Origin of the sequence: Nocardia camponoti, assembly GCF_014646135.1 — a bacterium.
Lineage (GTDB): Bacteria > Actinomycetota > Actinomycetes > Mycobacteriales > Mycobacteriaceae > Nocardia > Nocardia camponoti.
This window is the reverse complement of the sequence record NZ_BMMW01000001.1, coordinates 581,882-603,393: the sequence shown is the minus strand read 5'-3', so window position 1 is coordinate 603,393 and position 21,512 is coordinate 581,882. Positions and strand designations below refer to the sequence as shown.

Below are 21,512 nucleotides of genomic sequence, written 5' to 3'. Positions count from 1 at the left end.
CTTCGCCATGGCATCGGTGGGGTTCTTAGCCGCGCCGACGCGTCTTCAGCAGGTCGAGACGCTCCTTGAGCAGCTCTTCGAGCTCTTCCTTGCTGCGACGCTCAAGCAGCATGTCCCAGTGGGTGCGCGGCGGCTTGACCTTCTTGGTCTCGACCGTCGTGCCTTCCATCAACTGACCTTCCTGGCCGTTGCGGCACAGCCAGGTGGGCGGAATTTCGGCATCGTCAGCGAAGGGCACATCGAACTCTTCGCCATTGTCGGTGCGGTAGCGGGCGATCCGGCGCGGAGCCAGGTCGTGGTCGCGATCGGTCTCGTAGCTCACCGCTCCGAGCCGACTGCCCCGGAGTACGCGATCTGCCATGGGTGTGCTCCTGTGTTGTTGGGCGGCTGGCGCCGTGGTCGGCAATCCAGGCGGGGCCGGGAACCGCAGTGGTCCTGATGGCAACGCACGGGAAGTCTGAACTGTTCCATTGTAGTGCCCGGCTTGGTGACGTTGATGAGACCCGTGGCTGCTACTAACAGATTTGCCCACTCAGCGAGACCTGAACCGGCGGACTCGCCGTGCGCCCGCTAGGGTTTCGCAGCATGTCGCGCAGCCGCTTGCTGTCTTGCACGTGGTGCGGACGGGAGATCGTTGACTCCGAGTCCGGCCGCCGCCGTCGTTATTGCCGTCAGTCGTGTCGTCAGCGTGCTTACGAGCACCGCACGAACCTCAAGGGCACCGGGATCGCCGAAGACGCGGTTGTGCTGACCGCGCAGGAGGCCACCGATCTGGCTGATCGGTGGTTCGCCGCCCGCTGCGCGGCCGAAGATGTGGCGACCGCGATCGCCGAGGGTGCCGATCCGGGGGAATTAGCTGAGCTCAGTGTGGCTCTGGTGCAGCTGACGCGGGAAGCCGAACGGTTGCGCTGACCGGTTCGTCGTCGCGTGCGCGCAGATACACCGCACTCACGCCCGCGGCGAGGAACGCGAGCAGCGCCGCGCCCGCTGTCGCGGTTGCCGTGTCCGGGTGGATGAGCGACTGGCCGCGCAACGCCTGCCACAACACGAGCGTGAGCAGCCCGGCATAGGTGAGGGCGGCGACACCAACCAACGCCGCTCGGGTGCTCGCCGCGTGGAGCCAGTGGTAGCGACGCGCCAACACCGCGAGGGCGAACGCGAGCAGCAACAGCACCTGAATACCGTGCAGCCCAACGAAATGCGGGATGCGCAGATCACCGCCTGAGGTCGACCAGTGCGTGAGCGGCATCGTGGTGACCCCGTCGCGCGCGGCGTCGACGGGCGCGCCCGGTTGCACGGTATGCCCGGCAACCAGCCCGACCACGGTGCCGTCGGCTTTCCGAACCAGTTGCGCCCCGGTGAAACCCATCAAATACCCGAGCGCCATCCCGACCACCGCGGTCCATATCCCCGCGCGCAACGCGACGAGCGTCGGCCGATCGGCGACACGCTGCCACGAAATGATCAGGGCGATAACAAGATTCGCGAGGAACAGCCCGGGCACCCCGGACATAAAGACCAGCTGGCCGATGCTGTTGACCGAATCGGTTTCGGTATTGAAATGGCTAAACGTGCCGCGCGCTGCTTGCAACGCGATGAACCCGACGTCGACGACGCCGGTGATGGCGAAGATCGTGCCGAACCACCAGGTCACGCGCGCGCCACGATGCGGCAACCGCAGCAGCCATGCGAGCGTGACCCCGTAGGTGGCGAAGGCGAACCCGAATTTCGCGGGTTTGAGCCACACGGATTCGCCGAGCAGTGCACGGTCGTCGACAACCATGCCGATCAACGAGACAACAACGAGGCCGAGCATGAGCGCGCTGTTGACTAAAAGCGGTGCGTGCCAACGGTTTTTCGGGTTTTTCGCGAGAGGAAGTGTCATAAACCGACGGTAGAAACGCCGGGTCGGCGCCCGCCTCGTCCTGCGGAGCGGTTCCGGTGCTAGCTCCCGGGTAGGGGAGCTCATACTCCGGAGGGGTGAAACACGAAATCGGCCCGCACCTCAGGTGCGAGCCGATTGTCGAGCAATTAGTCCTGCGCGATACCGACGTTGATGCCGCGCGCCGACAGCCACGGGTGCGGGTCGATCGGCTCGCCGTAGAGGCTGCCGTCGGGCACGTGCACTTCGTAGTGCAGGTGGGGGCCGGTCGAGTTGCCACGGTTACCGACAGTCGCGATGACGTCGCCCGCGTTCACGTGCTGGCCGGTCTCGACCATGATCTCGTTGACGTGGCCGAACACGCCGATGGTGCCGTCGTCCTGCTGGACACGGACCCACAGGCCGAAGCCGGTCGCGGGGCCGGTCTCGATGACGGTGCCGTCGGTGACGGCGAAGACCGGGGCGCCGATCGGGTCGCCGAAGTCGATGCCGTTGTGGGCGACGCCCCAGCGGGGACCGAAGTAGGAGGTGAGGCGGCCGTTGACCGGACGAACGGTCTTCGGGCGCTCAGGGGCGACGAAGGGCAGGTTCAGGCCAACAGCTTCGCGGTGGTCTTCCCACGCGACCTGGTTGCTGTCAGGGGCAGGCGTAGCCTGGGCACCCGGAGCAGGCTGGAAGGCGCTGAAACGGTAGGCGGCCTCGGAGCCGGGAACGGCTTCGGCGGCACTAGCGGAAATGACGGTGTCGGCAGTGGGGTGGGTGGGCGTGCCACCAAAGGTGGCGACGGAGGTGCCGACAAGCGCGGCCACGGCCACCGCACCCGCGACAACACCGCTCCGACGGCCAGCGAGGGCGTCGGAGATGCGGGCGGATAACGGGTTGGTCACGAACATGTCTCGAACGTATCGAAACGATGACGGACGCGGCGAATCCTGTGGGGGTCATCACGGATCGCTATAAGGCCAGTTGATCTTGCGTGACGGACTCTTGACGATCCGATTTCCGAAAGCCGACCGGGCGAAATGCCGAACGTTCATGATCATTGCCTGACCAGCGAATTTCCAGCACACTTGTTCAGTGGACACTAACGGAGTTCGCGCGATAACCGCGTTATCGGACCCCACCCGACGCGCCATCTTCGAGCTACTGCCCCAAGGCCCGCGCTCAGTCGCTGACCTCGCCGCCGCCGCCCAGGTGACTAGTTCGGCGGTGTCGCAACACCTGCGCATCCTGCGCGAAGCGCATCTGGTGACCATGCGCCGCGACGGCAACCGGCACTACTACTCACTCGACCCACGCGGTCTTTCCGACGCCCGCGACTACCTCGAACAGTTCTGGCCGAGCGCGCTGGCCGCTCATGCCGCCGCACTTCGCGCTGCCGCCGCCGAGGTCGACCAGCATCCGACTCCGCCGACCGGACCTCAGCCGACCCTGCGGTAACGCGACCGCGTCGATTCGGCCCCTTCGTGCTTGCTCAACTGCGCGTCGGTGGCCGCGATGACCTCACGCGCGCCGATGCGCAGCAGCCCTTCGTCTGGCGTGAGCCCGTCGGGATCGCCGGTCTGGCCCGTCCACAACACCGCGTGGCGGCCAAGCAGGTGCGTTGGCGGCCCGCCGAGACGTGGGGGAGTAGGCCCGAATAGCAGGACCGTGCGGGTGCCGAACGCGGTAGCCAAGTGCGCGACCCCGGTATCGCCGCTGATGACGAGGGCGGCCTCGGCGACGGTGGCGGCCAGGTCGCTGAGGGTTTGGCGTCCGGCGAGCACCCGGTCGTCGGGCAGCCCTGCCTGCTTGGCGACCTGCATGGCGATATCGCGCTCAAACGCGTCGCCAGTGACCACCACGGACCGATCAAGGACAAGGAGGTGTCGGATCACGGCGGCGAACCGTTCGGCTGGCCAGCGACGCGCTGGCGCGCCCGCGCCGATATGCACAACCACGCAATCGCGTCGACTGATCGACGCGACCGGCGGCACCAACCCCAGGTTCCGCCGATCCGCCGCGATGCCTTCGGCTTCGAGCAGCCCGCACCACCGGTCGACAATGTGGCATTCCGGGTCCCAGCGCGGCCCTGACGGCTTCGGCCAGCCTTTCGTGCGGAACCCGATGACCCGGCCAGGCTGCGTATCCGCCAACGCGCGCGCACTGGCCACATCGTTGCCGTGCAGGTTGACCGCCAATTCCGGCGACGTCCGATCCCACAACAGCGCCGCCGGATCGGCGGTAGGCACCAACTCATCGACAGCACCGGTGAGATCAACTACCTGCTCAAGCCGGGCGGGTGCGGCCAACACGATCCGATGACGCGGGTAGGCCCGGCGCAACGCACGCAAAGCGGGCACCGCGGCGAGCAACTCACCGAGGCCCCGAGCTTGCAAAACCAGGACAACCGACACCACAACGACTTACCCGAGCACAGCGGGATCAAACGTTGCCAAGTCGAAGGAGTTGGGGGATTTTCCGGTGATTCCGACACGGTCACAGCTCCAGCTAATATCGAGGAAACCGGACCGTCCGGGCATAACATCGCGTCATGACCACAAATACCGTGTTGGAGAGCCCGCTCGCGGCTCTTGCCAAGAAAACCTGGCAAACCATTCTGGTCACCGGTCTGCTCGCGGTGATTTTGGGCATCATCGTGCTCGTGTGGCCCGGTCCGTCACTGTTGGTGGCGGGCGTGCTCTTCGGCATCTACATGGTCGTCAGCGGTATTTTCCAACTCGTTGCCGCCTTCACCCATTTGCCGAGCACCAGCTTCCGCGTGCTCTCCTTCATCAGCGGCATCCTGTCGCTGATCATCGGCGTGTTCTGCTTCCGCGACGATGTCACCTCAATTGTGTTGCTCGCCTTGTGGATTGGCATCATCTGGCTCTTCCGCGGCATCGCCGTCCTGTTCTCGGCCGCCTCGGACCAGGGTGTTCCAGGACGCGGCTGGCAGATCTTCTACGGCATCATCAGCGCCATCGCGGGCGTGATCTTGATCGTGTGGCCGATCGCGTCGATCACCACCCTGATGCTCGTCGCCGGCATCTTCCTCATCGTGATCGGCATCATGGAAATCATCACCTCATTCGGGGTGCGCAAGGACTCCCACGTCATCGACCGGGCAGTGCACGGCAGCTACCCGAACTACGCGGCAGTGCAGGGCTAAGGAAAATTCTGCCGAAGCGGCCACTCCTTACGGGGGTGGCCGCTTGGTTGTGAACTACGCTTTCCCTTCATGGAATTCGTGTACAACCTCGTCGTTGTCGCCCACCTACTCGGCATGGCCGCTGTCGTCGGCGGCTTCGTCGCATCCCGCCCAGCCATTTCGAACCTGATGCTGTGGGGCGCGCGAGCCCAGATCATCACCGGCATCGTGCTCGCAGGCATGGCATCGGGCATCGACTCCCTGCACAAGGACCCCGACACCGCCAAACTCGCCGTGAAACTGGTGATCGCGCTGATCGTCGTCGCCCTGTGCGAAATCGGTCACGCCGACGCCAAGCGCGGCAAGCAGATCACCTGGATGACCAACGTAGCGGGCGTGTTGGCCATCGCCAACGTGTTCGTCGCCGCACTCTGGCACTAAAACTGGGATCTCAGTTCGCTTGCGCGCTTATTGTTCGCGCGCGTTTCGCCAATTCGACTGTCGCCGCGCGCAATCCGGTGATGTCGTTGAGCGGTTCGGCGTAGCCAACGCGGGTGCGTGCCACCCCGCGCGGGGTTTCGACGCGCAGGTCAAGGCCGTAGCGGTCGGCGCGTTCGCAGCTCGCCGCTGTCGCGTCTGGGAAGCCGCCGAGGGCGCGGGCCATGTCGGCTAGGGCGTCGGCGTGGTCGGCGTTGAGGTGCGCGACGCCGGGTGCCGCCGACGCCGTGACCGGATCAGCTTGCGCCGCAAGGTAATCCGCCGCCGAAGCCGAATCCATCCGACCGTAACCGCCGACCCAGCGCACCCGCTCAACCCGCAACACCCACAGGGTGAAATCGCTGTAATCGATGTAGTACTTCGCGCCCGGCACCGCTAGCAGATGCGCCTCGCGTGCGGCGGCGAGCTCCGCGCCCTCGGGGCGCTCAACCACGCCCGACAATGTGATGCGGCCGCCAGCGAGCGGGTCGGCGGGCATGTCGGGCGACACGATCGCGATACTCGCGCGCGGGTCACGAGCCAGATTGCGACCATGCTCAGCCAACCGCGACACACTCAAAACCGGTGCGCCATCGAGCAATCCATAGGTGACGAACGACGCCCACGGGCCACCATCAGCGCTCAACGTGGCCAGGGTGCCCGTCGTTGTCGAAGCGGCGATGGTGCGCGCTTCCTCCGCGGCGGAGGGGCGCGCCTCGTTGGCCAGCGGTGCGGTGGGCAGGGGAATCGCGGGTGCGTCGCCGGGGTCGCCGTGGTCGAGAGTCATGAACTTAGGGTAGCGACAGCCAGCTACGGAGTGCTTGATACACCGAATCATGGTTGAGCAGCCCGAAGTGGTGCGCACCAGGCACATGCATGCCGTTCACCTCGCCCAAGCCCATGCGCCGCGCGTCGCCACGGCCCGAACCGCTGCCCGACAGCACGAGCCCGTCGCCGATGAGCCTGCCAAGCGGGTGGCGTGGGCTGCGGGTGACCGTCGCTGTCACGAAATAGTGGTCGATCGACGGGAGGAGCGGAACTTCGGCGGCCACCCGGGTGCGGAGGGCGTCAGCGTCGAGGTCGGCCCAGTCCTCATCAACGAGCGAACCACGCCGAAGGTCGCGAATGCCCGCGCTGCGACGTTTGAGCAACCGGGACAGTGGTCGGGTTTCGGGGAAGTGGTCGAGCGCCGCCGCCGCGTAATGCACCGCCTGCTCAAGCGGCGCGCCGAGATGCGGCGAACCGAGGCAGATGATCTGGCGTACCCACGACACCCAGTCCGCACCCGCTTCGGCCGCCTGATGACACGCGCTACGCGCGACGAGCCCGCCCATCGAATGCCCGATCAGGCAGATTTCCTCGACGGGAACGGGCCAGTGCGCGACGACGTCGGCGAGCAGTTCGCTGAGCTGGGCACCGTTTTCGGAGATGTGCAGGCCACTGTTGTAGCGAAGGAACAGTGGCGTGTAACCGAGGTCAGTGGCGAGGCGGTCGCCGTAAGTTGCTTCGCCGCCGAGCCGCCACGCGTGCTCGGTTTCGACGAGGCCGTGCACGCTGACCACGAGTTTCGCCGTCGGGGTGGGGGAGTAGGCGGCGAGAACGTCCGGGCGAATCGGGGCGCCGTCGACGCGAAAAGTCATGGGAGTAGACAAGATTGGCGCGTTGTCGGCGAGAGTGTCGCCGATCAGGCCCTGTACGGCGGCGAGCACGCCCGCGCCCCACACCGTGCGTGACGGCGCTGGCACCCCGGGCACCGCGACCGCGCTCGCCACCTCACCGACCACGGACCCGCTACCGCTGACGATCGCGTAAACGCCATCGGTGATCGCGTCATGCACGATTTTCACCGGGTCAGCAGCGGGGCCGAGGCCGAGGCGGAGGGTGGCGAAGACGCGGTCGGAGATGGCGCGGTGGATGTCGGCGATGCCGTCGACCGCGCTCACAAACTCATCGCCCGCGAGGCGGGTCAGTGCCTGCACTTCGGCTTGCGATTGGGGGAGCTGCTGCGTCACGGATTGAGAGTACAACTGTTCACTGAAATGGGGAGGGTTAGGTGCGAGATTGATGAGCGGTCACGGCCGGGTGCTTGTCTCGCTGTAAGAAAACATCAACTTACCGAGATATGCGCATCTACGCATGTTGCGCGGCGGGGGTAAACCAACCAACACACACGCTGTTGGCTCGCCACCCGGATGGGGTGGCGAGCCAACGACGCAGGCGGCAACCAGCTTGCGGACCGTCATCGGCTCAGCGAGAACGAAACTGAGCACCTGTTCCACATGCGCGAAGTGCGCGGTAGCGAAGTGCGCGGCCAAGGCGTCCGCGTCGGTCCATTCCTCAACGATCACCATCCTGCCCAGCTGATTCAGATCGGCGTATGGGCGGTAGGACAGGCAACCGGGTTCTTCCATCGAAGGCTCGATCATCGCCTCCAACGCGGTGCGCAGCCGGTCCTCATACCCTGGTGCCGCCAGGCATTCCGCGACAACGGTTAACGACATCGTCTGCTCCTGTTAGGGCTGGGCGGGGCCAGCGCCCGCGCCCGAAGCGGTGATCGCGGCCGAGATCGCGAGGAGGTCCTCAGGTGTCAGCGTCACCTTGTCCGCACCGATCCAGCCGTCAACCTGGGCAGTTTTGCGCGCGCCGACGATGGTTCCGGTGATGCCGGGCCATGCCAGCGCCCACGCGATGGCCACCTCGGCAACGGTCGCGTTGTGCCGTGCCGCGATGGGTCGCAACGCCTCCGCCAACGCCAGATTGGCGGCAAGGCCGTCGGTGAAGTCGTGGTGGGCCGCGCGCCAATCCTCAGCGGGCAGGTTGGCAACGCGCTCAGCGGAAAACGTGCCGGTGAGCAGGCCCGATTGCAGCGGCGAGTAGACGATCACGCCGGTGTCGTGTGTGCGGGCCCACGCGATTTCGGCCGCGGCCGACCGGTTGATCGCCGAGAACGGCGGCTGGATCACGTCGACGTGGGCGATCTGCTCGGCCTCTTCCAGCAGGTCGGGCGTGTGATTGGACAGTCCGATGGCACGAACCTTGCCTTCGGCCTTCAAATCGGCCATGACCTGCCAGTACTCCGACAGCGGCGTGGCGTTCGGCGAGACCTCACCGAACCCACCGCCCGCGTACTCCAAGGATTCGCCCGTGTCGGGGTAGTGCACCTGGTAGAGGTCGATGTGGTCGACGCCGAGTCGACGCAGCGAGTCTTCGACCTCGCGGCGCACACTTTCCGGCTTCATGATGCGGCGCGGCGAGGCCGCCGGGTCAGCGGGATCCCAGACGAGGCCGACCTTGGTGAAAACGTAGGGCCGGTCGCTGGCAGGCAAGTCGGCGATCGCTTTGCCTACCAGCTCTTCCGAATGTCCAAGCCCGTACACCGCGGCGGTGTCGATCCAGTTCACGCCCGCATCCAGTGCGTGGCGGATAGCGGTGACCGACTCGGCGTCGTCGGTCGCGCCCCAGCTGAACTTCCAGCCCGCGCCGGATACGGCCCACGATCCGAAGCCAAGTCGGGTGATGTTCATGCCCGTGGTGCCGAGTGCGGTAGTGGTGAGGTTGCTCATTTCGCGGTACTCGTTTCTCGTGTTGGTTTTGCTTACGCCACTACTTTCGCCGCCGCGTGACGCGCTACCCAGTGCCAGCCTGAGCCTGGGCACCGCATGACTTGCTTAGCGTCGGAAATGGTTGGCATAGTTGCCTTATGGCACTAGATAGGCGGGCCGAGCTAGGCGAATTTCTGCGATCGCGGCGAGCCCGCTTGCAGCCTGAGGAACTGGGGCTGCCGAGCTATGGCGGTCGGCGCCGCGTTCCCGGGTTGCGCCGTGAGGAACTCGCCCAGCTCGCCGGCGTCAGCGTCGATCACTACGTTCGCCTCGAACAGGGACGCACCCTGCACTTCTCCGAAGAAGTGCTCGACGCGGTCGCGCGCACGTTGCGGCTCAATGACGTTGAGCGGCAACACTTTTACCGCCTCGCCCGGCCGTGGCCGACAAGCGAACGCGCGGTGGCGCCGCAGCAGGTCAGGGCAGGGCTGCAACGGCTGCTTGACTCAGTCGGCGACGTGCCCGCCTACATCGTCGGCCGCAACACCGATGTGCTGGCCTGGAACCCGCTCGCTGCCGCGCTCATCACCGATTTCGGGGCGCTCGCACCCGCCCAACGCAACCTAGCCCGGCTGGTCGTCCTCGACGAAGGGATGCGCGCGCTCTACGCCGACTGGCCACAGAAGGTGCGTGATGTGGCGGCGTACTTGCGCCTCGACGCGGCACGTCACCCCGACGACCCGGCAACGACCGCGCTGCTCGACGACCTTTCCCAGCACAGCCCCGAGTTTCGGACAGCGTGGGCCGAGCACCACCTGCAGGACAAAACCCACGGCCGCTATCGCTACCGGCATCCGGTGGTTGGCGAAGTGGACCTCGGTTTTGAAACCCTCCGGCTCCCCGACGATCCCGACCAGGCGCTCATCGCGCACACCGTCGAAGAAGGATCGCCGTCGCACACCGCACTGCGACTACTCGCGACCTGGGCGCAGGAGACGCGGCAGGTCGGGCCGCCTATCGCGACGTAGCGTCGCCGAACCATCGGCGCAACGCCGCGTCTAGTGCGACCTCGTCCGATCCCGCCCACACCACATGCCCATCCGGGCGGATCAGTACCGCCGGGGCGTCGAGTTCCGGGCTGACGTCAACGACATGGTCGACTCGGTCGGCGTAACCGCCAACCGACAGCTCGCCCTTCTGGTCAAGCAAAATGCCTCGACCAGTGTGCATGTGCCCGTACAGGCTGCCCGCCGACAACGCGATGTCGCGCAGGCGCCGCCCAACGAGGTCGTCGCCGCTGCCGAAGTCGTAGCGCAGATCGAGTGCGGTGATTTTGTTGGTCAGCAGCTTGTTCACCTCGTCGATGTCGATCAGCTCGGTGAGCAACCTCCGCACGGCCTGTGCGCCTGGGTCGAGCGACGCGAGGTGCATTTGCGCGCGTGTGTTGTCGAGCACGGCAGCGCCGACGGGGTGGCGTTCAGCTTCATAGGTGTCAAGCAAATCCGTTGGTGCCCAACCCTTTACGGCGGCGGCGAGCTTCCAACCAAGGTTCATCGCGTCCTGCACGCCGAGGTTGAGGCCCTGGCCGCCCATCGGCGGGTGGATGTGGGCGGCATCGCCTGCGAGCAGCACACGACCGTCACGGTACCGCTCTGCCTGCCGCGTCGCGTCACCGAAACGCGAAAGCCAGCGCGGAGAGTGCGCGCCGAAATCGGTGCCAGCGGTCGCGATGAGCTGGGCTTTCACATCGTCGAGCGTCGGCGTCCACGCGCGGTCTTCGGTGACACCGGCCGCGGGCACGATGACGCGGTAGTACCCGTCGCCTAATGGCATTGCGCCAAAACGGATTTGGGTCTTGCGCACCTGTGTCATGACCCGCATGAGTTCATCGGCACTCACGTCCAGCGCCATCTCGCCAATCAGTGTCTCGACGCGGGCAGCTTCGCCGGGGAAGTCGATGCCGACGAGCTTGCGGACCGTGCTGCGCCCACCATCGCAACCGACGAGGTAACGCGACCGCAGTTCGCGCCCGTCAGCAAGCCGGACGGTCACGCCCGTCGCGTCCTGGGCGAGGTCAACGAGTTCGGTGCCCCGTTCGATGCGTGCACCCGCTGCCGCCGCGTGGTCGGCGAGCAGGCTGTCGATGACGGGTTGGCGCAGCCCGAGGACGTAGGGGAGGGTGGTGTCGAGTTCGGGTGCTTGCTTCGGAATGCCCGCGAAGAATCCGCCGACGGGGTGCGTGACACCCGCGTCGATGAACGGTTTCAGCATGCCGCGCTGCTTAAGCACCTCGAGCGACCGCGCGTGCATGCCGAGCGCGCGCACGATCTTCGTCGGTTCGGCGTCGCGCTCGATGACGGTCACGTCGACCCCATGCAGTCGCAGTTCGCTCGCCAACATCAGCCCGGTCGGTCCTGCTCCGGCAATCGTCACGTCGATCATGAATCTCCCAATATTCGCAGGTCACCGCTTTGCGAGAGAGATTGTGCAGCAAAGATGGGGGCTTGCCGCAAGCCCCCATCCGCGCTATAAGTTAGAAGGGGGTACGAAGATCAGTTGGGGTGAATGGTGCTGCGAATCGTCGCTTCCGCTTGCGCCCGCCCGGTGTTTGGCTCGATCACGAGCAGTCGAAGCGGTTCGTCACCGGTGCCGTAGATGAACATCACGTGCAGGGGTTGGTGGGGGAGGGGGTTGGTTACCTCGATGCCGTCGGGTCCGTCGATGCGGCGTTGCCAGCGGCTCAGCGAGTTCCAGTCGAATGTGATGCGGGTGGTTTCGCCCAGTCGGCCGGTGAGTGCGGTCACGAGATTGTGCAGCTCAGCGGTGAGATTGCCGGTGCGCGGCCACCACACGCCGTCCAGGTCGACGTGGGCGTCGTCGCGTTCGCGCAGGAGCAAACGTGGGGTGCGGGTGGGGGTGTCGAACGGCTGACCGCCGCCCGGGGTGGCGCTGAAGTTCCCGAGGCCGTGGTCGGCCGCGTGCTGTGGCGTCGTCATGACGCTCCTGACCGGGACCGCGCAGCGGGCCCTGTGACGCGCCGGGTGACGGCGAGACCACGGATGGCTTCGCGCGAAGTGCCCCCGACTCCTCAAGCCTACGCCCACTACAAAACATCCCTGTATAGCGATATGCGCATCTGTCGCGATTCCGCCTCAACGGGTGGCCAACTCGCCGACCACGCGCAGGCGAAAGAAAAACGGCTAAAGGCTGACTACACGTGATGGGTGATCGTGTACCACAGCGCACCGAGTGCGCCGAGCACGAAAAGTGGTGAAAGGACCCAGGTTTCGACGCGATTGCCCGTTCGTTCGATCACCGGCACCCGGGTGCGGAAGGGGAGTGGCCACAGTAGGCGGCAGCCGCGTTCAGTGAGGCAGTCACCGATGAGGTGGGCGAGGCAGCCGAGGCCGACGCAGATCGGCAGCCACGCCGGTCGGTCGACGATCCACTGGTCTACAACGAAAGTACCTGCGACCGCGAGGACGATCACGGTCCCGTAGGTACGGAGGCTTTTGCCAGGCGGACACAAATTCAGTGACCGCACCGCGAGCGCGAGCAGGAAAAACACCAGGCCAAGTGTGAATGGCCTGCCGAGGTAATGCTCGCCCGCCCACGTCGCCGCCACCGCGACAACAACAAACAGCAGCGAATGTGTCCCGTGCCGATGCCCGCCGGACAGGAAGGAGATCAGTCGACACATCGCATGCGACACCGGCCCAAGCACATGCGAAATGGTGCCGTGCGGGTGGTCGGCATCGGGCAGCAACGCCGCGCCCGCGGTCAGGAAAGTGCCCATGATCAACTCGGCGATGCCGAATCGGGTGTTCTCACTATCAAATAAGGGAAACGCGGCGACCGTGAGCGGGAGCGCCGCGGCAGTCGCCGCCCACGCAAGCGCGCCCGATGTCGCGTGTGAATGTCCAAGCACCCCAGCACGTTAGACGAGCGAACCAAGATCACGCATATCCCCAGCACGCGCACGGAATGCGACACGGCGGCGCGGGGTTAGCAAGGGCATGACTAATTCGTTCAATGATCAGGTGATCGCGGAGTTCCGCGCCAACGGCGGCAAGGTCGGTGGGCCGTTCGAAGGCAACGAGCACATGATCGTGATCACGACGACCGGCGCGAAGACAGGGCGCGCGATCACGAATCCGCTTGTCTACCTGCCCGACGGTGACCGCATCGTGCTGATCGCGTCCAACGGCGGCGCCGACAAGCACCCGGCGTGGTACTACAACCTGATCGCGAACCCGGAGGTTGTCGTCGAACTGCCGACGGGCACGTTCAGCAGCAAAGCTGTCCTCGTCGACGAACCGGAACGCACCCGCCTGTATGACCGGATGGTCGAGCAACTTCCCGGCTTCGCCGAGTACCGCGACAAGACGTCGCGCGTGATTCCCGTTTTCGCGATCGACCGCGTGAATTAGCAACAGGCGTGAGCTGAATCGTTGCCCGCTGGTGCGATGGGCTGGTTTCATCGCCCGATGACCGAAACCACCGTCCCCCGCATCGTGCACGCGTCACGCGAGATTCCCGCGAACGCGGCTGTTCTGTTCGACCTCATCGCCGACCCGGCCAAGCAGCCAAGTTTCGACGGCAACGACAATCTCGCTGAGGCCGCGCCCGGCCAGCGTGTCACCGAGGCTGGCGCGGTGTTCACCACCACGCTCACCGGCGACGTCGTGCGCGAGAATCACGTTGTCGAGTTCGTTGAGGGCAAGGTCATCGCGTGGACGCCCGCCGAGCCGGGCAAGACCCCGCCGGGGCATCTGTGGCGCTGGGAGCTTGAGCCGATCGACGACAACACAACGCGCGTCACCCACACCTACGACTGGACGAACCTGCACGACGAGCGTCGTCAGGTGCGGGCGAAGGCGACGACCGCCGACAAGCTGCAAGCGTCGGTCGACCGCCTTGCGAGCCTGTTCACCAAGTAAGTCGCACAAAGCGGCCCCCGCGAAAGTGCTTCGCGGGGGCCGCTTTTGGTTGAGCTAGACCAGATCGAACCGGTCGGCGTTCATGACCTTCGTCCACGTCGCGACGAAGTCGACGACGAACTTCTGCTTGTCGTCATCGGTCGCGTACACCTCAGCGACAGCACGCAGCTGCGCGTTGGAACCGAAGACCAGGTCGACGCGGCTTCCCGTCCAGACAACCTTGCCGGTTTCCCGATCGCGACCCTCGTAGAGGTTCTCGTCGCTGTCGACAGGCTTCCATTCGATGTCCATGTCGAGCAGGTTCACGAAGAAATCGTTCGTGAGGGTGTGCGGCTTGTCGGTGAACACGCCTGCCTTGCTGCCCTTGTAGTTCACGCCGAGCACACGCAAACCGCCGAGCAGCACGGTGAGTTCGGGTGCGGTGAGGGTGAGCAGGTTCGCCTTGTCGACAAGCAGATACTCCGCTGGCAGACGCGCGTCCTTGGCCAGGTAGTTGCGGAACCCGTCGGCGATGGGTTCAAGCACCGAGAACGACTCGATGTCGGTCTGTTCCTGGGTTGCGTCGGTGCGGCCCGGCGCGAACGGCACCGTGACCTCGTACCCGGCTGCCTGCGCTGCCTGCTCGATACCGACCGAACCGCCGAGCACGACGAGGTCAGCGAACGACACCTGCGCGCCGCCCTGTGCGTTGAACGCCGTTTGGATTTCCTCAAGCGCGCGAATGACTTTCGCGAGCTCGTCGGGTTCGTTGACCTGCCAGCTGCGCTGCGGTTCCAACCGGATCCGGCCGCCGTTGGCGCCGCCACGCTTGTCGCTGCCACGGAACGACGATGCCGCCGCCCACGCGGTCGAAACGAGCTGTGCGATCGACAGCCCGGATGCCTGAATGCGGCTCTTGAGCGCGGAGATGTCGTCGGCGTCGATCAGTTTGCCGGTGTGCGCGGGGACCGGGTCTTGCCACAGTTCCGGCTCCTTCGGCACGAGTGGGCCGAGGTAGCGGGTGATCGGGCCGAGGTCGCGGTGGGTGAGCTTGTACCAGGCCTTGGCGAAGGCCTGCGCGAACTCATCGGGGTGGTCAAGCCAGCGACGGGTGATGCGCTCGTATGCCGGGTCGGCGCGCAGCGCGAGGTCGGTGGTGAGCATGACCGGCTGGTGCTTTTTGTTCGGGTCGAACGCGTCGGGCACGGTGTCGGCGCCGCCGCCGTTCTTCGGGATCCACTGGTGCGCGCCGGCGGGGCTCTTGGTGAGTTCCCATTCGTAGGCGTAGAGGTTCTCGATGAAGCCGTTGTCCCACTTGATCGGGTTGGACTTCCATGCGCCTTCGAGACCGGAGGTGATCGCGTCGGGGCCGACGCCGGTGCCAAAGTTGTTGCGCCAGCCCAAACCCTGCTCTTCGAGGGGTGCGCCTTCGGGGGCGGCGGCGACGTGGTCGGCAGGGGCGGCACCGTGGGTCTTGCCGAACGAGTGGCCACCGGCGATGAGCGCGGCGGTTTCCTCGTCGTTCATCGCCATGCGCCCGAACGTCTCGCGAATGTCAGCGGCGGCGGCGAGCGGGTCCGGATTGCTGTTCGGCCCTTCGGGATTCACGTAGATCAGGCCCATTTGCACTGCGGCAAGCGGCTTTTCGAGCTGACGGTTGCCGCTGTAGCGTTCGTCGCCGAGCCAGGTGTGCTCGGGGCCCCAGTACACCTCGTCGTCGGGCTCCCACGCGTCGACGCGTCCGCCGCCGAAGCCGTAGGTTTTGAAGCCCATCGATTCCAGCGCGACGTTGCCCGTGAAGATCATCAAGTCAGCCCACGACAGTTTCTTGCCGTACTTCTTCTTCACCGGCCACAGCAGGCGACGCGCCTTGTCGAGGCTCACGTTGTCGGGCCAGCTGTTGAGCGGGGCGAAGCGCTGCATGCCGCTGCCCGCGCCACCGCGACCGTCGCCGACGCGGTAGGTGCCCGCCGAGTGCCATGCCATGCGGATGAACAGGGGGCCGTAGTGGCCGTAGTCGGCGGGCCACCACGACTTGGAGTCGGTGATGACGGCTTCGATGTCGCGTTTTACCTCGGCGAGGTCGAGGGTGGCGAAGGCGGCCGGGTAGTCGAAGTCAGCGCCAAGCGGGTTCGATTCGGCCGGATTCTTTTGCAGCAGCGAGAGATTGAGCTGGTTGGGCCACCAGTCCTGGTTGGCGCCCCGACTGTCGGGTGAGGAGAACGGGCACGCGTTGACGCCGCTGTCGGCGATCGGTTCGGCAACCAGGGGATTCTCGTCGGGCACGATTGTTCCTTTCAGCGAGGTGATCGTGTTGTCGTGCAGTCGGGGCAGTAGCCCCAGTAAATGACTTCGGCCTCGTCCACAACGAACCCTTGGTCATCGGAAGTGGTCAGGCAGGGCGCTGCGCCGGTTTGGCATTCCACGTCGGCGATCGCGCCACAGGATCGGCAAACCAGGTGATGATGGTTGTCACCGACGCGGGTTTCGTAGCGGGCAACGGAGCCCATGGGTTGGATTCGACGGAGTAGGCCAGCGGTGGTCAGTGCGCGCAGCACGTCATAGACCGCCTGTTGGCTGACGCTGCCGAGGGAGCGTCGGACCTCGGTGATGATGGTGTCGGTGTCGGCGTGCGGTTGCGCGTCGACGGCGACGAGCACAGCGAGGCGGGGCGCGGTGACCCGGAGGTTCGCCGTGCGGAGGCGATGCTCGAAATCCAACGTGTTGGACACAATCCAAGAGTGTAGTGATTCCAGATTAGTGCGGCAAGGGTTTCGTTGTATCTGGTACGGGAACTGGTTCAACGTGCCGCGCGAGTCGCCGCACTCGACTACCCTGCCGAGAGTTATCCCCTCGAACAAAGGTGAACCGCGGTGACTTCCACGCTCGATGCTCCCGATGTCGCGTCGAAAGTTGGGCATTACTACCAGGTGGAAGGCACATACGATGTCGGCCGCGAGAAAATCCGCGAGTACGCGCGCGCGGTGCAGGACTACCACCCTGCCCACTGGGAAGAAAGTGCCGCCGCCGAACTCGGCTACTCGGGCCTGCTCGCGCCGCTGACCTTCGTGTCGATCCCGGCGATGGCGGCCAACCGCACGCTCTTCGAATCCGTCGTCGTCGGCTACGACATGTTCGTGCAGACCGAGCAGGTTTTCGAACAGCACCGCGCGATCGTCGCGGGTGATCGGCTGATCACCGACGTCGAGTTGTCGTCGGTGCGGCGCATCGCGGGCAAGGATCTGATCACCGTCACCAACACGTTCCGTGATGAGGCCGGCGAGACGGTGCATGTCATGCACACCACCGTCGTCGGGATCAGCGGCGATGAGGTTGATCCGGCGATCACCGACGCCGTCGCGAACACCATGATGCACGGGGTCAACGTGTTCGGTGGGACCGCTACCGACGACGTCGACGCCGAGGTGCCGTTGCGGCCCGAAGGCCAGCTGGTCTTGGCGTCCGGTGCGCCTTCGGCGACCACGCTGTCGTTCGACGAGCTCACCGTTGGCGACGAACTGCCCTTGCGCGCGGCTCGACTGTCACGTGGCGATTTGGTCAACTACGCCGGGGTATCCGGTGACGGCAACCCGATCCACTGGAACGACGCGGTCGCCCGGCTGGCCGGTCTGCCGGACGTGATCGCGCACGGCATGCTGACAATGGGCCTTGGCGCCGGTTTCCTGTCGGCATGGTCGGGCGACCCGGGTGCGGTGCGCCGCTACGGCGTGCGGTTGTCGAACACCGTTGTTGTCGACGCGGTCGCTGGCGGCGAGATCGAGTACACCGGTCGAGTGAAGTCGCTTGACGCCGAGGCGCGCACCGCCGTGATCGCGATCGTTGCGAAGTCGGGTGGTCGCAAGATCTTCGGCCTCGCGACGAGCGAACTGCGGTTCCGCTAAAGCTGTTGGGCCAGGGCCACGGTGATGCCGTCGGGCCCGCGAACGTAGGCCATGCGCCACGCGTTCTCATATTGGCCGATGCCGCCGACGAGCGAATAGCCGTCGGCGGCAAGCTGATTCACGGCCGCGTCGATGTCGTCGACTTCGAACGCGATACTTCTGAGCCCGATCTCATTGGCCAGCGCTTGGGTTGACCCTGGGGTGTGGTCAGGGTGGTGGAAGCTCGACAATTCGACGGTGGTTTCGCCGCCGGGCGCGGCGAGCATGACGATTTCCGACCGGGCATTGGGGATGCCGGTGACGGTGTCGATGAACTCGCCCTCGATGGTCACGCGCGGGCCGGTGGGTTCCAGCCCAAGCTTTTCGAAGAAGGCGATGGCGGAATCGAGGTCGGAGACGGTGACGCCGACATGATCAAACCGTTTGATGGACATGCGAATGAATTTAGCCCTGGTCGGGTGCGTTTCGCCGGTGTTCATTCGGCGCGGGCTGTGGTGCGTCCCGCGTATCGCGCCCGCTATTCGATATAACTCCGTAGTAACTGCTCATGTCCCCTGAGTCTGGACGCCCGTCACGATCGGAGCCACGTTGCTAGGAACGTCTGCTGCGAGTCGGTTCCGGTGACCGGCGTCGTTCCCACGGGGTGGGCGGTTCGGGCGTGGAGTGTGCAGCTCATCGGGTATGTCTGCGCGTTTGGGTCGGCGATTGTGGTTGCCGTTGTGGCGTTGGTGACCCGTCGCATCCCACACACCGACGGGACGCTGTCGAGCCTGTATCAGTGGTCGCAATGGTTGATGTGGCCGGTCGCGGCGCTGACTTTCTTCGTCGCATGGCGTTGGCTGCGCCTCAGCCCGTCCGAGTTGGGGCTGCGTCAACCGCTGCCGGTGCGCTGGGGGTTTGCCGGGGTGGTCGCGGCGGCGTTCGCGGCGCAGTGGGTCGCGAAACTGATCACGGGAATCGTGCCGGGATGGCCCGGCACAGCGCCCAGCGACACCCCCGTCAGCGTTTGGCAGGCCGTGGAGTGGAGCGTGCGGATGGGGGTGGTCGAGGAGACGATGCTGCTGGCGTTGCCGCTGGCCATCATGCACCGCCTGCGCATGCCGTTGTGGGCGCAAATCCTCGTCCTGACCGGCCTGCGAATCCCGTTCCACCTCTACCAGGGCCCAGCGGTGATCGCGGAGTGCCTGGTGTGGATGGCATTGCTGTTTTACGTGTACACGAGGGTGAAACTGGTGTGGCCGATCGTGGTTGCCCACATCATCAACGACCTGACCATCACCGTATTTCCGCTTGGCTTGCGGTTGCTCACCACGGTCGCACTGGGCGCGACCGGCATTGTTGTGCTGGTCTGGTGGTGGCGTGGGCATGCGCCGGGATGGAACGGCAAACCCACCTAGCCGCGCTTGCGCGCGTTCTGACCTGCATCGGGGCGAGTCCGCGTGGCTTTCGTGAGGGTGTCAGAGTGCTTGTCAGCCCACTGCCACAGCGGTTCCAGCGCTTCGCCCAGTGTCGCGCCGCGGTGAGGGGTTAGCGAGTACGACTTGTCGGGGTGTTTTTCGAGGATGCCGACTTGCGTCAGCGTCGCCAGCCGTTCGGCGAGCATGCTTGATGAGCAGTTCCCCATGCGTCGACGCAACTCAAGGAAACCGAGGGGACCGGGTTCGAGTTCCCAGACAACGCGCAGCACCCAGCGTTGGCCGAGGAGTTCCATCGCGGCGTAAAGGGCTGTCTCCGAACCTGGTTCGTCGGGATCAGTGGTTGCGCTTCTCATTTCGAACTAGCATACTCGTGCTTCGAAATCAGAAGTGCTTCTGAATGAGAAGGGGTGCGCTGTGGCTGAGCAGAAGAGCATCTTGGTGACCGGGTCGTCGCGGGGGATTGGCGCGGACGCCGCGCGGGTGCTCGCGGCACGGGGGCATCGGGTCGTGGTGAACTACCGCGAAAAGCGAAGGCGCGCTGAGGGATTGGTCGCGGAAATTGAGGGCATGGGCGGTTCGGCGGTCGCCTTCGGGGCCGATCTAACCGTGGATCTGGAGGTCGCCGAGATGGTTTCGCGCATCCTCGCGGATTCAGGCGGCCTCGACGGGTTGGTGTTGAACGCGTCTGGCGGACTTGAGCGCGGCGCGGATGCCGATTATGCAACGAGGATCAATGTCGACGCGCAGTTGCGGGTGCTCGATGCCGTGTTGCCGCATTTGCGTCGCGGGTCGCGAGTGGTTTTCGTGACGAGCCACCAGGCGCATTTCGTTGACAGCCACGGTGTGCCCGGCGACTATGGGCCGGTCGCACGCAGTAAACGGTTGGGCGAGAACGCAATTCGTGCCCGCGAACCTGAACTGGCGGCGGCGGGGGTTGGACTGTCGGTGGTTTCCGGCGACATGATCGAAGGGACGATGATCGTGCGACTGCTTACCCGACGCGATCCGGACGCGGTGAATTCCCGTCGCGACGTCGTCCCGCTGCCGACGGTCGAGGAATTCGCGGAAGCCATTGCCGACGAGGTCGTCCGGACGGGAGTGGGTGCCCGGACGGTGTTTGTTGGCGGCAGCGATTACCTCGTGGGGGCCTGACAGGCCGCAGGCGCGAAATTCAGCCGGTTCAATCGAGGCGGGCGGGAGTAAAATTAGGCTCCTCAGGCGACAGGAGTTGGCGATGTTTACCCAGTTCAGGGCTGTGATTGTTCGGGGTGCCGCGGTTGTGGGGGTCGTGGGGGCTGCCGTGTTCCTTGGCGGGGTTGGGCAAGCGGCTGCCGATGTTGAGCCCGGCAACTACACGTCAACGACTTTGTCGGCGGGGGTCGTGCTCCTGCAACGCGATGCGCGGGTTGAGGGTGGGGAGCTGGTCTTGATCGGGCGTTATCCCATCCATCCGACGCCCACCGGCGGCTATATCGACCTGTTTCCCGGGCACCGCGTCGTGCTCAACAGCGACGGGAACGGCGGGTACTCGGGGCCTGCGTATTTCGGTGACGTGGAAATCGGCGGGATCACGCTGACACCGCGCTGAACCGTCACACAGGTTGCGTGAAGATGCCGTCGAGCACCGCACTCAGCTCGGTGTGGGCGTCCGCCAACGCCTTCTCGCGCGAGCGTGATGCGGCGACGAACATCGCGAGCTCGTTCAGTCCGCCCAACAGCAGGTGGGCGAGCACTTTCGGATTGTGCCGGGGGAGCAGATCGCCCTCGTCGTGTGCGGCGACGAGCAGGCTTTTGACCAGGCCAAGTGATCGGCCGCCGTCGATTTCGCGCCAGCGTGCCCAGCCCAGGGCGGCGGGAGCTTCGACGAAAAGGATCTGACGGATGGTTTCGTCGGCGAGCTGATCGACGAAAGCGTGGCTCACCGCGCGCAACCGTTCGGCTGAGGTTCCGGTGACCGTGTGCGCCGACAACGTGTCGACAACCCCGTGGTCGACGGCGGCGAAACAGGCTTCCATCAACCCGACCATGCTGCCGAAGTGGTGGTACAGCGCCCCTCGAGTGACCCCTGCGGCTTCGCATACCTGCGCGGTCGTCACCTCAGCGAAGCCCTTTTTGGCGAACAACGCGGTGCCGACCTCGATCAGCGTCGCCCGAGTCCGTGCTGCGGCTGCTTCGCGAACCGTTGACATCTTGCCTTCTCTCGTTCGATGACGTACACATTGTATGTGACATACATTTTGTA

Annotated in this window: 27 protein-coding genes; 11 read left to right on the top strand and 16 right to left on the bottom strand. The window is 65.3% G+C overall.

Features of this window, described 5'->3' with window-relative positions; genetic code table 11:
- Positions 1-25: 25 nt before the first annotated feature.
- Positions 26-361: an RNA polymerase-binding protein RbpA gene (locus tag IEX78_RS02785; protein WP_188827104.1), complete on the bottom strand. Its 336-nt coding sequence runs from the start codon at positions 359-361 to the stop codon at positions 26-28.
- A 224-nt stretch (positions 362-585) separates the two neighbouring features.
- On the opposite strand from IEX78_RS02785, the gene IEX78_RS02780 reads away from it, so the two are divergent.
- Positions 586-912: a hypothetical protein gene (locus tag IEX78_RS02780; protein ID WP_188827103.1), complete on the top strand. Its 327-nt coding sequence runs from the start codon at positions 586-588 to the stop codon at positions 910-912.
- Here the strand turns inward: IEX78_RS02780 and IEX78_RS02775 are convergent.
- Both IEX78_RS02775 and IEX78_RS02770 read right to left on the bottom strand, forming a co-directional pair.
- Positions 863-1,885: a hypothetical protein gene (locus tag IEX78_RS02775; RefSeq protein ID WP_188827102.1), complete on the bottom strand. Its 1,023-nt coding sequence runs from the start codon at positions 1,883-1,885 to the stop codon at positions 863-865. The two genes, IEX78_RS02780 and IEX78_RS02775, sit on opposite strands and share 50 nt — an antisense overlap.
- 146 nt (positions 1,886-2,031) lie before the next feature.
- Positions 2,032-2,775, bottom strand: coding sequence for a M23 family metallopeptidase (locus IEX78_RS02770; RefSeq protein ID WP_188827101.1), 744 nt, complete (start codon positions 2,773-2,775; stop codon positions 2,032-2,034).
- 184 nt (positions 2,776-2,959) lie between these two features.
- On the opposite strand from IEX78_RS02770, the gene IEX78_RS02765 reads away from it, so the two are divergent.
- Entirely contained in the window at positions 2,960-3,322 is a 363-nt protein-coding gene (locus tag IEX78_RS02765) for an ArsR/SmtB family transcription factor (RefSeq protein WP_188827100.1), read from the top strand.
- Here IEX78_RS02765 and IEX78_RS02760 read toward each other — a convergent pair.
- Positions 3,304-4,278, bottom strand: a complete 975-nt coding sequence (locus tag IEX78_RS02760; RefSeq protein WP_188827099.1) for a glycosyltransferase family 9 protein — start codon at positions 4,276-4,278, stop codon at positions 3,304-3,306. The genes IEX78_RS02765 and IEX78_RS02760 overlap by 19 nt on opposite strands.
- A gap of 137 nt (positions 4,279-4,415) precedes the next feature.
- On the opposite strand from IEX78_RS02760, the gene IEX78_RS02755 reads away from it, so the two are divergent.
- Together IEX78_RS02755 and IEX78_RS02750 are read left to right on the top strand one after the other, a co-directional pair.
- Positions 4,416-5,033, top strand: coding sequence for an HdeD family acid-resistance protein (locus IEX78_RS02755; protein ID WP_188827098.1), 618 nt, complete (start codon positions 4,416-4,418; stop codon positions 5,031-5,033).
- A 69-nt stretch (positions 5,034-5,102) separates the two neighbouring features.
- Positions 5,103-5,453, top strand: coding sequence for a hypothetical protein (locus IEX78_RS02750; protein ID WP_188827097.1), 351 nt, complete (start codon positions 5,103-5,105; stop codon positions 5,451-5,453).
- 10 nt (positions 5,454-5,463) lie between these two features.
- Here the strand turns inward: IEX78_RS02750 and IEX78_RS02745 are convergent, their stop codons facing one another.
- Genes IEX78_RS02745 through IEX78_RS02730 form a run of 4 tightly spaced genes read right to left on the bottom strand, consistent with a single transcriptional unit; the run spans position 5,464 to position 9,052 of the window.
- A complete protein-coding gene (locus IEX78_RS02745) occupies positions 5,464-6,276 on the bottom strand; it encodes a HugZ family pyridoxamine 5'-phosphate oxidase (protein ID WP_188827096.1) in 813 nt (270 codons plus the stop codon).
- Positions 6,277-6,280: 4 nt separating this feature from the next.
- Positions 6,281-7,501 (bottom strand): lipase family alpha/beta hydrolase, encoded by a 1,221-nt coding sequence (locus IEX78_RS02740; RefSeq protein WP_188827095.1) that lies wholly within the window; start codon positions 7,499-7,501, stop codon positions 6,281-6,283.
- A gap of 60 nt (positions 7,502-7,561) precedes the next feature.
- Positions 7,562-7,990: a putative quinol monooxygenase gene (locus tag IEX78_RS02735; protein ID WP_188827094.1), complete on the bottom strand. Its 429-nt coding sequence runs from the start codon at positions 7,988-7,990 to the stop codon at positions 7,562-7,564.
- A 12-nt stretch (positions 7,991-8,002) separates the two neighbouring features.
- Positions 8,003-9,052, bottom strand: a complete 1,050-nt coding sequence (locus IEX78_RS02730; RefSeq protein WP_229683671.1) for an aldo/keto reductase — start codon at positions 9,050-9,052, stop codon at positions 8,003-8,005.
- A gap of 137 nt (positions 9,053-9,189) precedes the next feature.
- Between IEX78_RS02730 and IEX78_RS02725 the strand changes: the two genes are divergently transcribed.
- A complete protein-coding gene (locus IEX78_RS02725; RefSeq protein ID WP_188827093.1) occupies positions 9,190-10,059 on the top strand; it encodes a helix-turn-helix transcriptional regulator in 870 nt (289 codons plus the stop codon).
- Here the strand turns inward: IEX78_RS02725 and rox are convergent.
- From rox to IEX78_RS02710, 3 genes are all read right to left on the bottom strand, one after another.
- A complete protein-coding gene (rox, locus tag IEX78_RS02720) occupies positions 10,046-11,473 on the bottom strand; it encodes a rifampin monooxygenase (protein WP_188827092.1) in 1,428 nt (475 codons plus the stop codon). The two genes, IEX78_RS02725 and rox, sit on opposite strands and share 14 nt — an antisense overlap.
- Positions 11,474-11,583: 110 nt before the next feature.
- Complete coding sequence (locus IEX78_RS02715) at positions 11,584-12,027, bottom strand: DUF5994 family protein (protein WP_188827091.1); 444 nt, start codon at positions 12,025-12,027, stop codon at positions 11,584-11,586.
- Positions 12,028-12,242: 215 nt separating this feature from the next.
- Positions 12,243-12,959: a metal-dependent hydrolase gene (locus IEX78_RS02710; RefSeq protein WP_188827090.1), complete on the bottom strand. Its 717-nt coding sequence runs from the start codon at positions 12,957-12,959 to the stop codon at positions 12,243-12,245.
- Positions 12,960-13,047: 88 nt separating this feature from the next.
- Between IEX78_RS02710 and IEX78_RS02705 the strand changes: the two genes are divergently transcribed.
- Together IEX78_RS02705 and IEX78_RS02700 are read left to right on the top strand one after the other, a co-directional pair.
- Positions 13,048-13,461 (top strand): nitroreductase family deazaflavin-dependent oxidoreductase, encoded by a 414-nt coding sequence (locus IEX78_RS02705; protein WP_188827089.1) that lies wholly within the window; start codon positions 13,048-13,050, stop codon positions 13,459-13,461.
- Between the two features lie 57 nt (positions 13,462-13,518).
- Entirely contained in the window at positions 13,519-13,971 is a 453-nt protein-coding gene (locus IEX78_RS02700) for an SRPBCC family protein (protein WP_188827088.1), read from the top strand.
- 54 nt (positions 13,972-14,025) lie between these two features.
- Here the strand turns inward: IEX78_RS02700 and katG are convergent, their stop codons facing one another.
- Both katG and IEX78_RS02690 read right to left on the bottom strand, forming a co-directional pair.
- Positions 14,026-16,236 (bottom strand): catalase/peroxidase HPI, encoded by a 2,211-nt coding sequence (katG, locus tag IEX78_RS02695; protein WP_268240866.1) that lies wholly within the window; start codon positions 16,234-16,236, stop codon positions 14,026-14,028.
- Between the two features lie 11 nt (positions 16,237-16,247).
- The gene (locus IEX78_RS02690) at positions 16,248-16,682 is read right to left on the bottom strand and encodes a Fur family transcriptional regulator (protein ID WP_188827087.1); all 435 of its coding nucleotides are present in this window, start codon (positions 16,680-16,682) and stop codon (positions 16,248-16,250) included.
- Between the two features lie 141 nt (positions 16,683-16,823).
- Between IEX78_RS02690 and IEX78_RS02685 the strand changes: the two genes are divergently transcribed.
- The gene (locus tag IEX78_RS02685) at positions 16,824-17,852 is read left to right on the top strand and encodes a fused (3R)-hydroxyacyl-ACP dehydratase subunits HadA/HadB (protein WP_188827086.1); all 1,029 of its coding nucleotides are present in this window, start codon (positions 16,824-16,826) and stop codon (positions 17,850-17,852) included.
- Here IEX78_RS02685 and IEX78_RS02680 read toward each other — a convergent pair.
- Positions 17,849-18,286, bottom strand: coding sequence for a VOC family protein (locus IEX78_RS02680; RefSeq protein ID WP_188827085.1), 438 nt, complete (start codon positions 18,284-18,286; stop codon positions 17,849-17,851). The genes IEX78_RS02685 and IEX78_RS02680 overlap by 4 nt on opposite strands.
- A gap of 186 nt (positions 18,287-18,472) precedes the next feature.
- Between IEX78_RS02680 and IEX78_RS02675 the strand changes: the two genes are divergently transcribed.
- Positions 18,473-19,249 (top strand): CPBP family glutamic-type intramembrane protease, encoded by a 777-nt coding sequence (locus IEX78_RS02675; protein ID WP_188827084.1) that lies wholly within the window; start codon positions 18,473-18,475, stop codon positions 19,247-19,249.
- Here the strand turns inward: IEX78_RS02675 and IEX78_RS02670 are convergent.
- Positions 19,246-19,623, bottom strand: a complete 378-nt coding sequence (locus IEX78_RS02670; RefSeq protein ID WP_229683670.1) for a winged helix-turn-helix transcriptional regulator — start codon at positions 19,621-19,623, stop codon at positions 19,246-19,248. The two genes, IEX78_RS02675 and IEX78_RS02670, sit on opposite strands and share 4 nt — an antisense overlap.
- Positions 19,624-19,684: 61 nt before the next feature.
- Here IEX78_RS02670 and IEX78_RS02665 point away from each other — a divergent pair, with 61 nt between their 5' ends.
- Together IEX78_RS02665 and IEX78_RS02660 are read left to right on the top strand one after the other, a co-directional pair.
- A complete protein-coding gene (locus tag IEX78_RS02665) occupies positions 19,685-20,422 on the top strand; it encodes an SDR family oxidoreductase (protein ID WP_188827083.1) in 738 nt (245 codons plus the stop codon).
- Positions 20,423-20,549: 127 nt separating this feature from the next.
- Complete coding sequence (locus tag IEX78_RS02660; protein ID WP_308426509.1) at positions 20,550-20,858, top strand: hypothetical protein; 309 nt, start codon at positions 20,550-20,552, stop codon at positions 20,856-20,858.
- Positions 20,859-20,862: 4 nt separating this feature from the next.
- Here the strand turns inward: IEX78_RS02660 and IEX78_RS02655 are convergent, their stop codons facing one another.
- The gene (locus IEX78_RS02655) at positions 20,863-21,459 is read right to left on the bottom strand and encodes a TetR/AcrR family transcriptional regulator (protein WP_188827081.1); all 597 of its coding nucleotides are present in this window, start codon (positions 21,457-21,459) and stop codon (positions 20,863-20,865) included.
- Positions 21,460-21,512: the final 53 nt, after the last annotated feature.

Bases quoted from the DNA above. Each gene is read 5' to 3' on its own strand.
- IEX78_RS02785 (WP_188827104.1), bottom strand. From the start codon at position 361: ATGGCAGATCGCGTACTCCGGGGCAGTCGGCTCGGAGCGGTGAGCTAC.
- IEX78_RS02780 (WP_188827103.1), top strand. From the start codon at position 586: ATGTCGCGCAGCCGCTTGCTGTCTTGCACGTGGTGCGGACGGGAGATC.
- IEX78_RS02775 (WP_188827102.1), bottom strand. From the start codon at position 1,885: ATGACACTTCCTCTCGCGAAAAACCCGAAAAACCGTTGGCACGCACCG.
- IEX78_RS02770 (WP_188827101.1), bottom strand. From the start codon at position 2,775: ATGTTCGTGACCAACCCGTTATCCGCCCGCATCTCCGACGCCCTCGCT.
- IEX78_RS02755 (WP_188827098.1), top strand. From the start codon at position 4,416: ATGACCACAAATACCGTGTTGGAGAGCCCGCTCGCGGCTCTTGCCAAG.
- IEX78_RS02750 (WP_188827097.1), top strand. From the start codon at position 5,103: ATGGAATTCGTGTACAACCTCGTCGTTGTCGCCCACCTACTCGGCATG.
- IEX78_RS02745 (WP_188827096.1), bottom strand. From the start codon at position 6,276: ATGACTCTCGACCACGGCGACCCCGGCGACGCACCCGCGATTCCCCTG.
- IEX78_RS02735 (WP_188827094.1), bottom strand. From the start codon at position 7,990: ATGTCGTTAACCGTTGTCGCGGAATGCCTGGCGGCACCAGGGTATGAG.
- IEX78_RS02730 (WP_229683671.1), bottom strand. From the start codon at position 9,052: ATGAGCAACCTCACCACTACCGCACTCGGCACCACGGGCATGAACATC.
- IEX78_RS02725 (WP_188827093.1), top strand. From the start codon at position 9,190: ATGGCACTAGATAGGCGGGCCGAGCTAGGCGAATTTCTGCGATCGCGG.
- rox (WP_188827092.1), bottom strand. From the start codon at position 11,473: ATGATCGACGTGACGATTGCCGGAGCAGGACCGACCGGGCTGATGTTG.
- IEX78_RS02715 (WP_188827091.1), bottom strand. From the start codon at position 12,027: ATGACGACGCCACAGCACGCGGCCGACCACGGCCTCGGGAACTTCAGC.
- IEX78_RS02705 (WP_188827089.1), top strand. From the start codon at position 13,048: ATGACTAATTCGTTCAATGATCAGGTGATCGCGGAGTTCCGCGCCAAC.
- IEX78_RS02700 (WP_188827088.1), top strand. From the start codon at position 13,519: ATGACCGAAACCACCGTCCCCCGCATCGTGCACGCGTCACGCGAGATT.
- IEX78_RS02680 (WP_188827085.1), bottom strand. From the start codon at position 18,286: ATGTCCATCAAACGGTTTGATCATGTCGGCGTCACCGTCTCCGACCTC.
- IEX78_RS02670 (WP_229683670.1), bottom strand. From the start codon at position 19,623: ATGAGAAGCGCAACCACTGATCCCGACGAACCAGGTTCGGAGACAGCC.
- IEX78_RS02655 (WP_188827081.1), bottom strand. From the start codon at position 21,459: ATGTCAACGGTTCGCGAAGCAGCCGCAGCACGGACTCGGGCGACGCTG.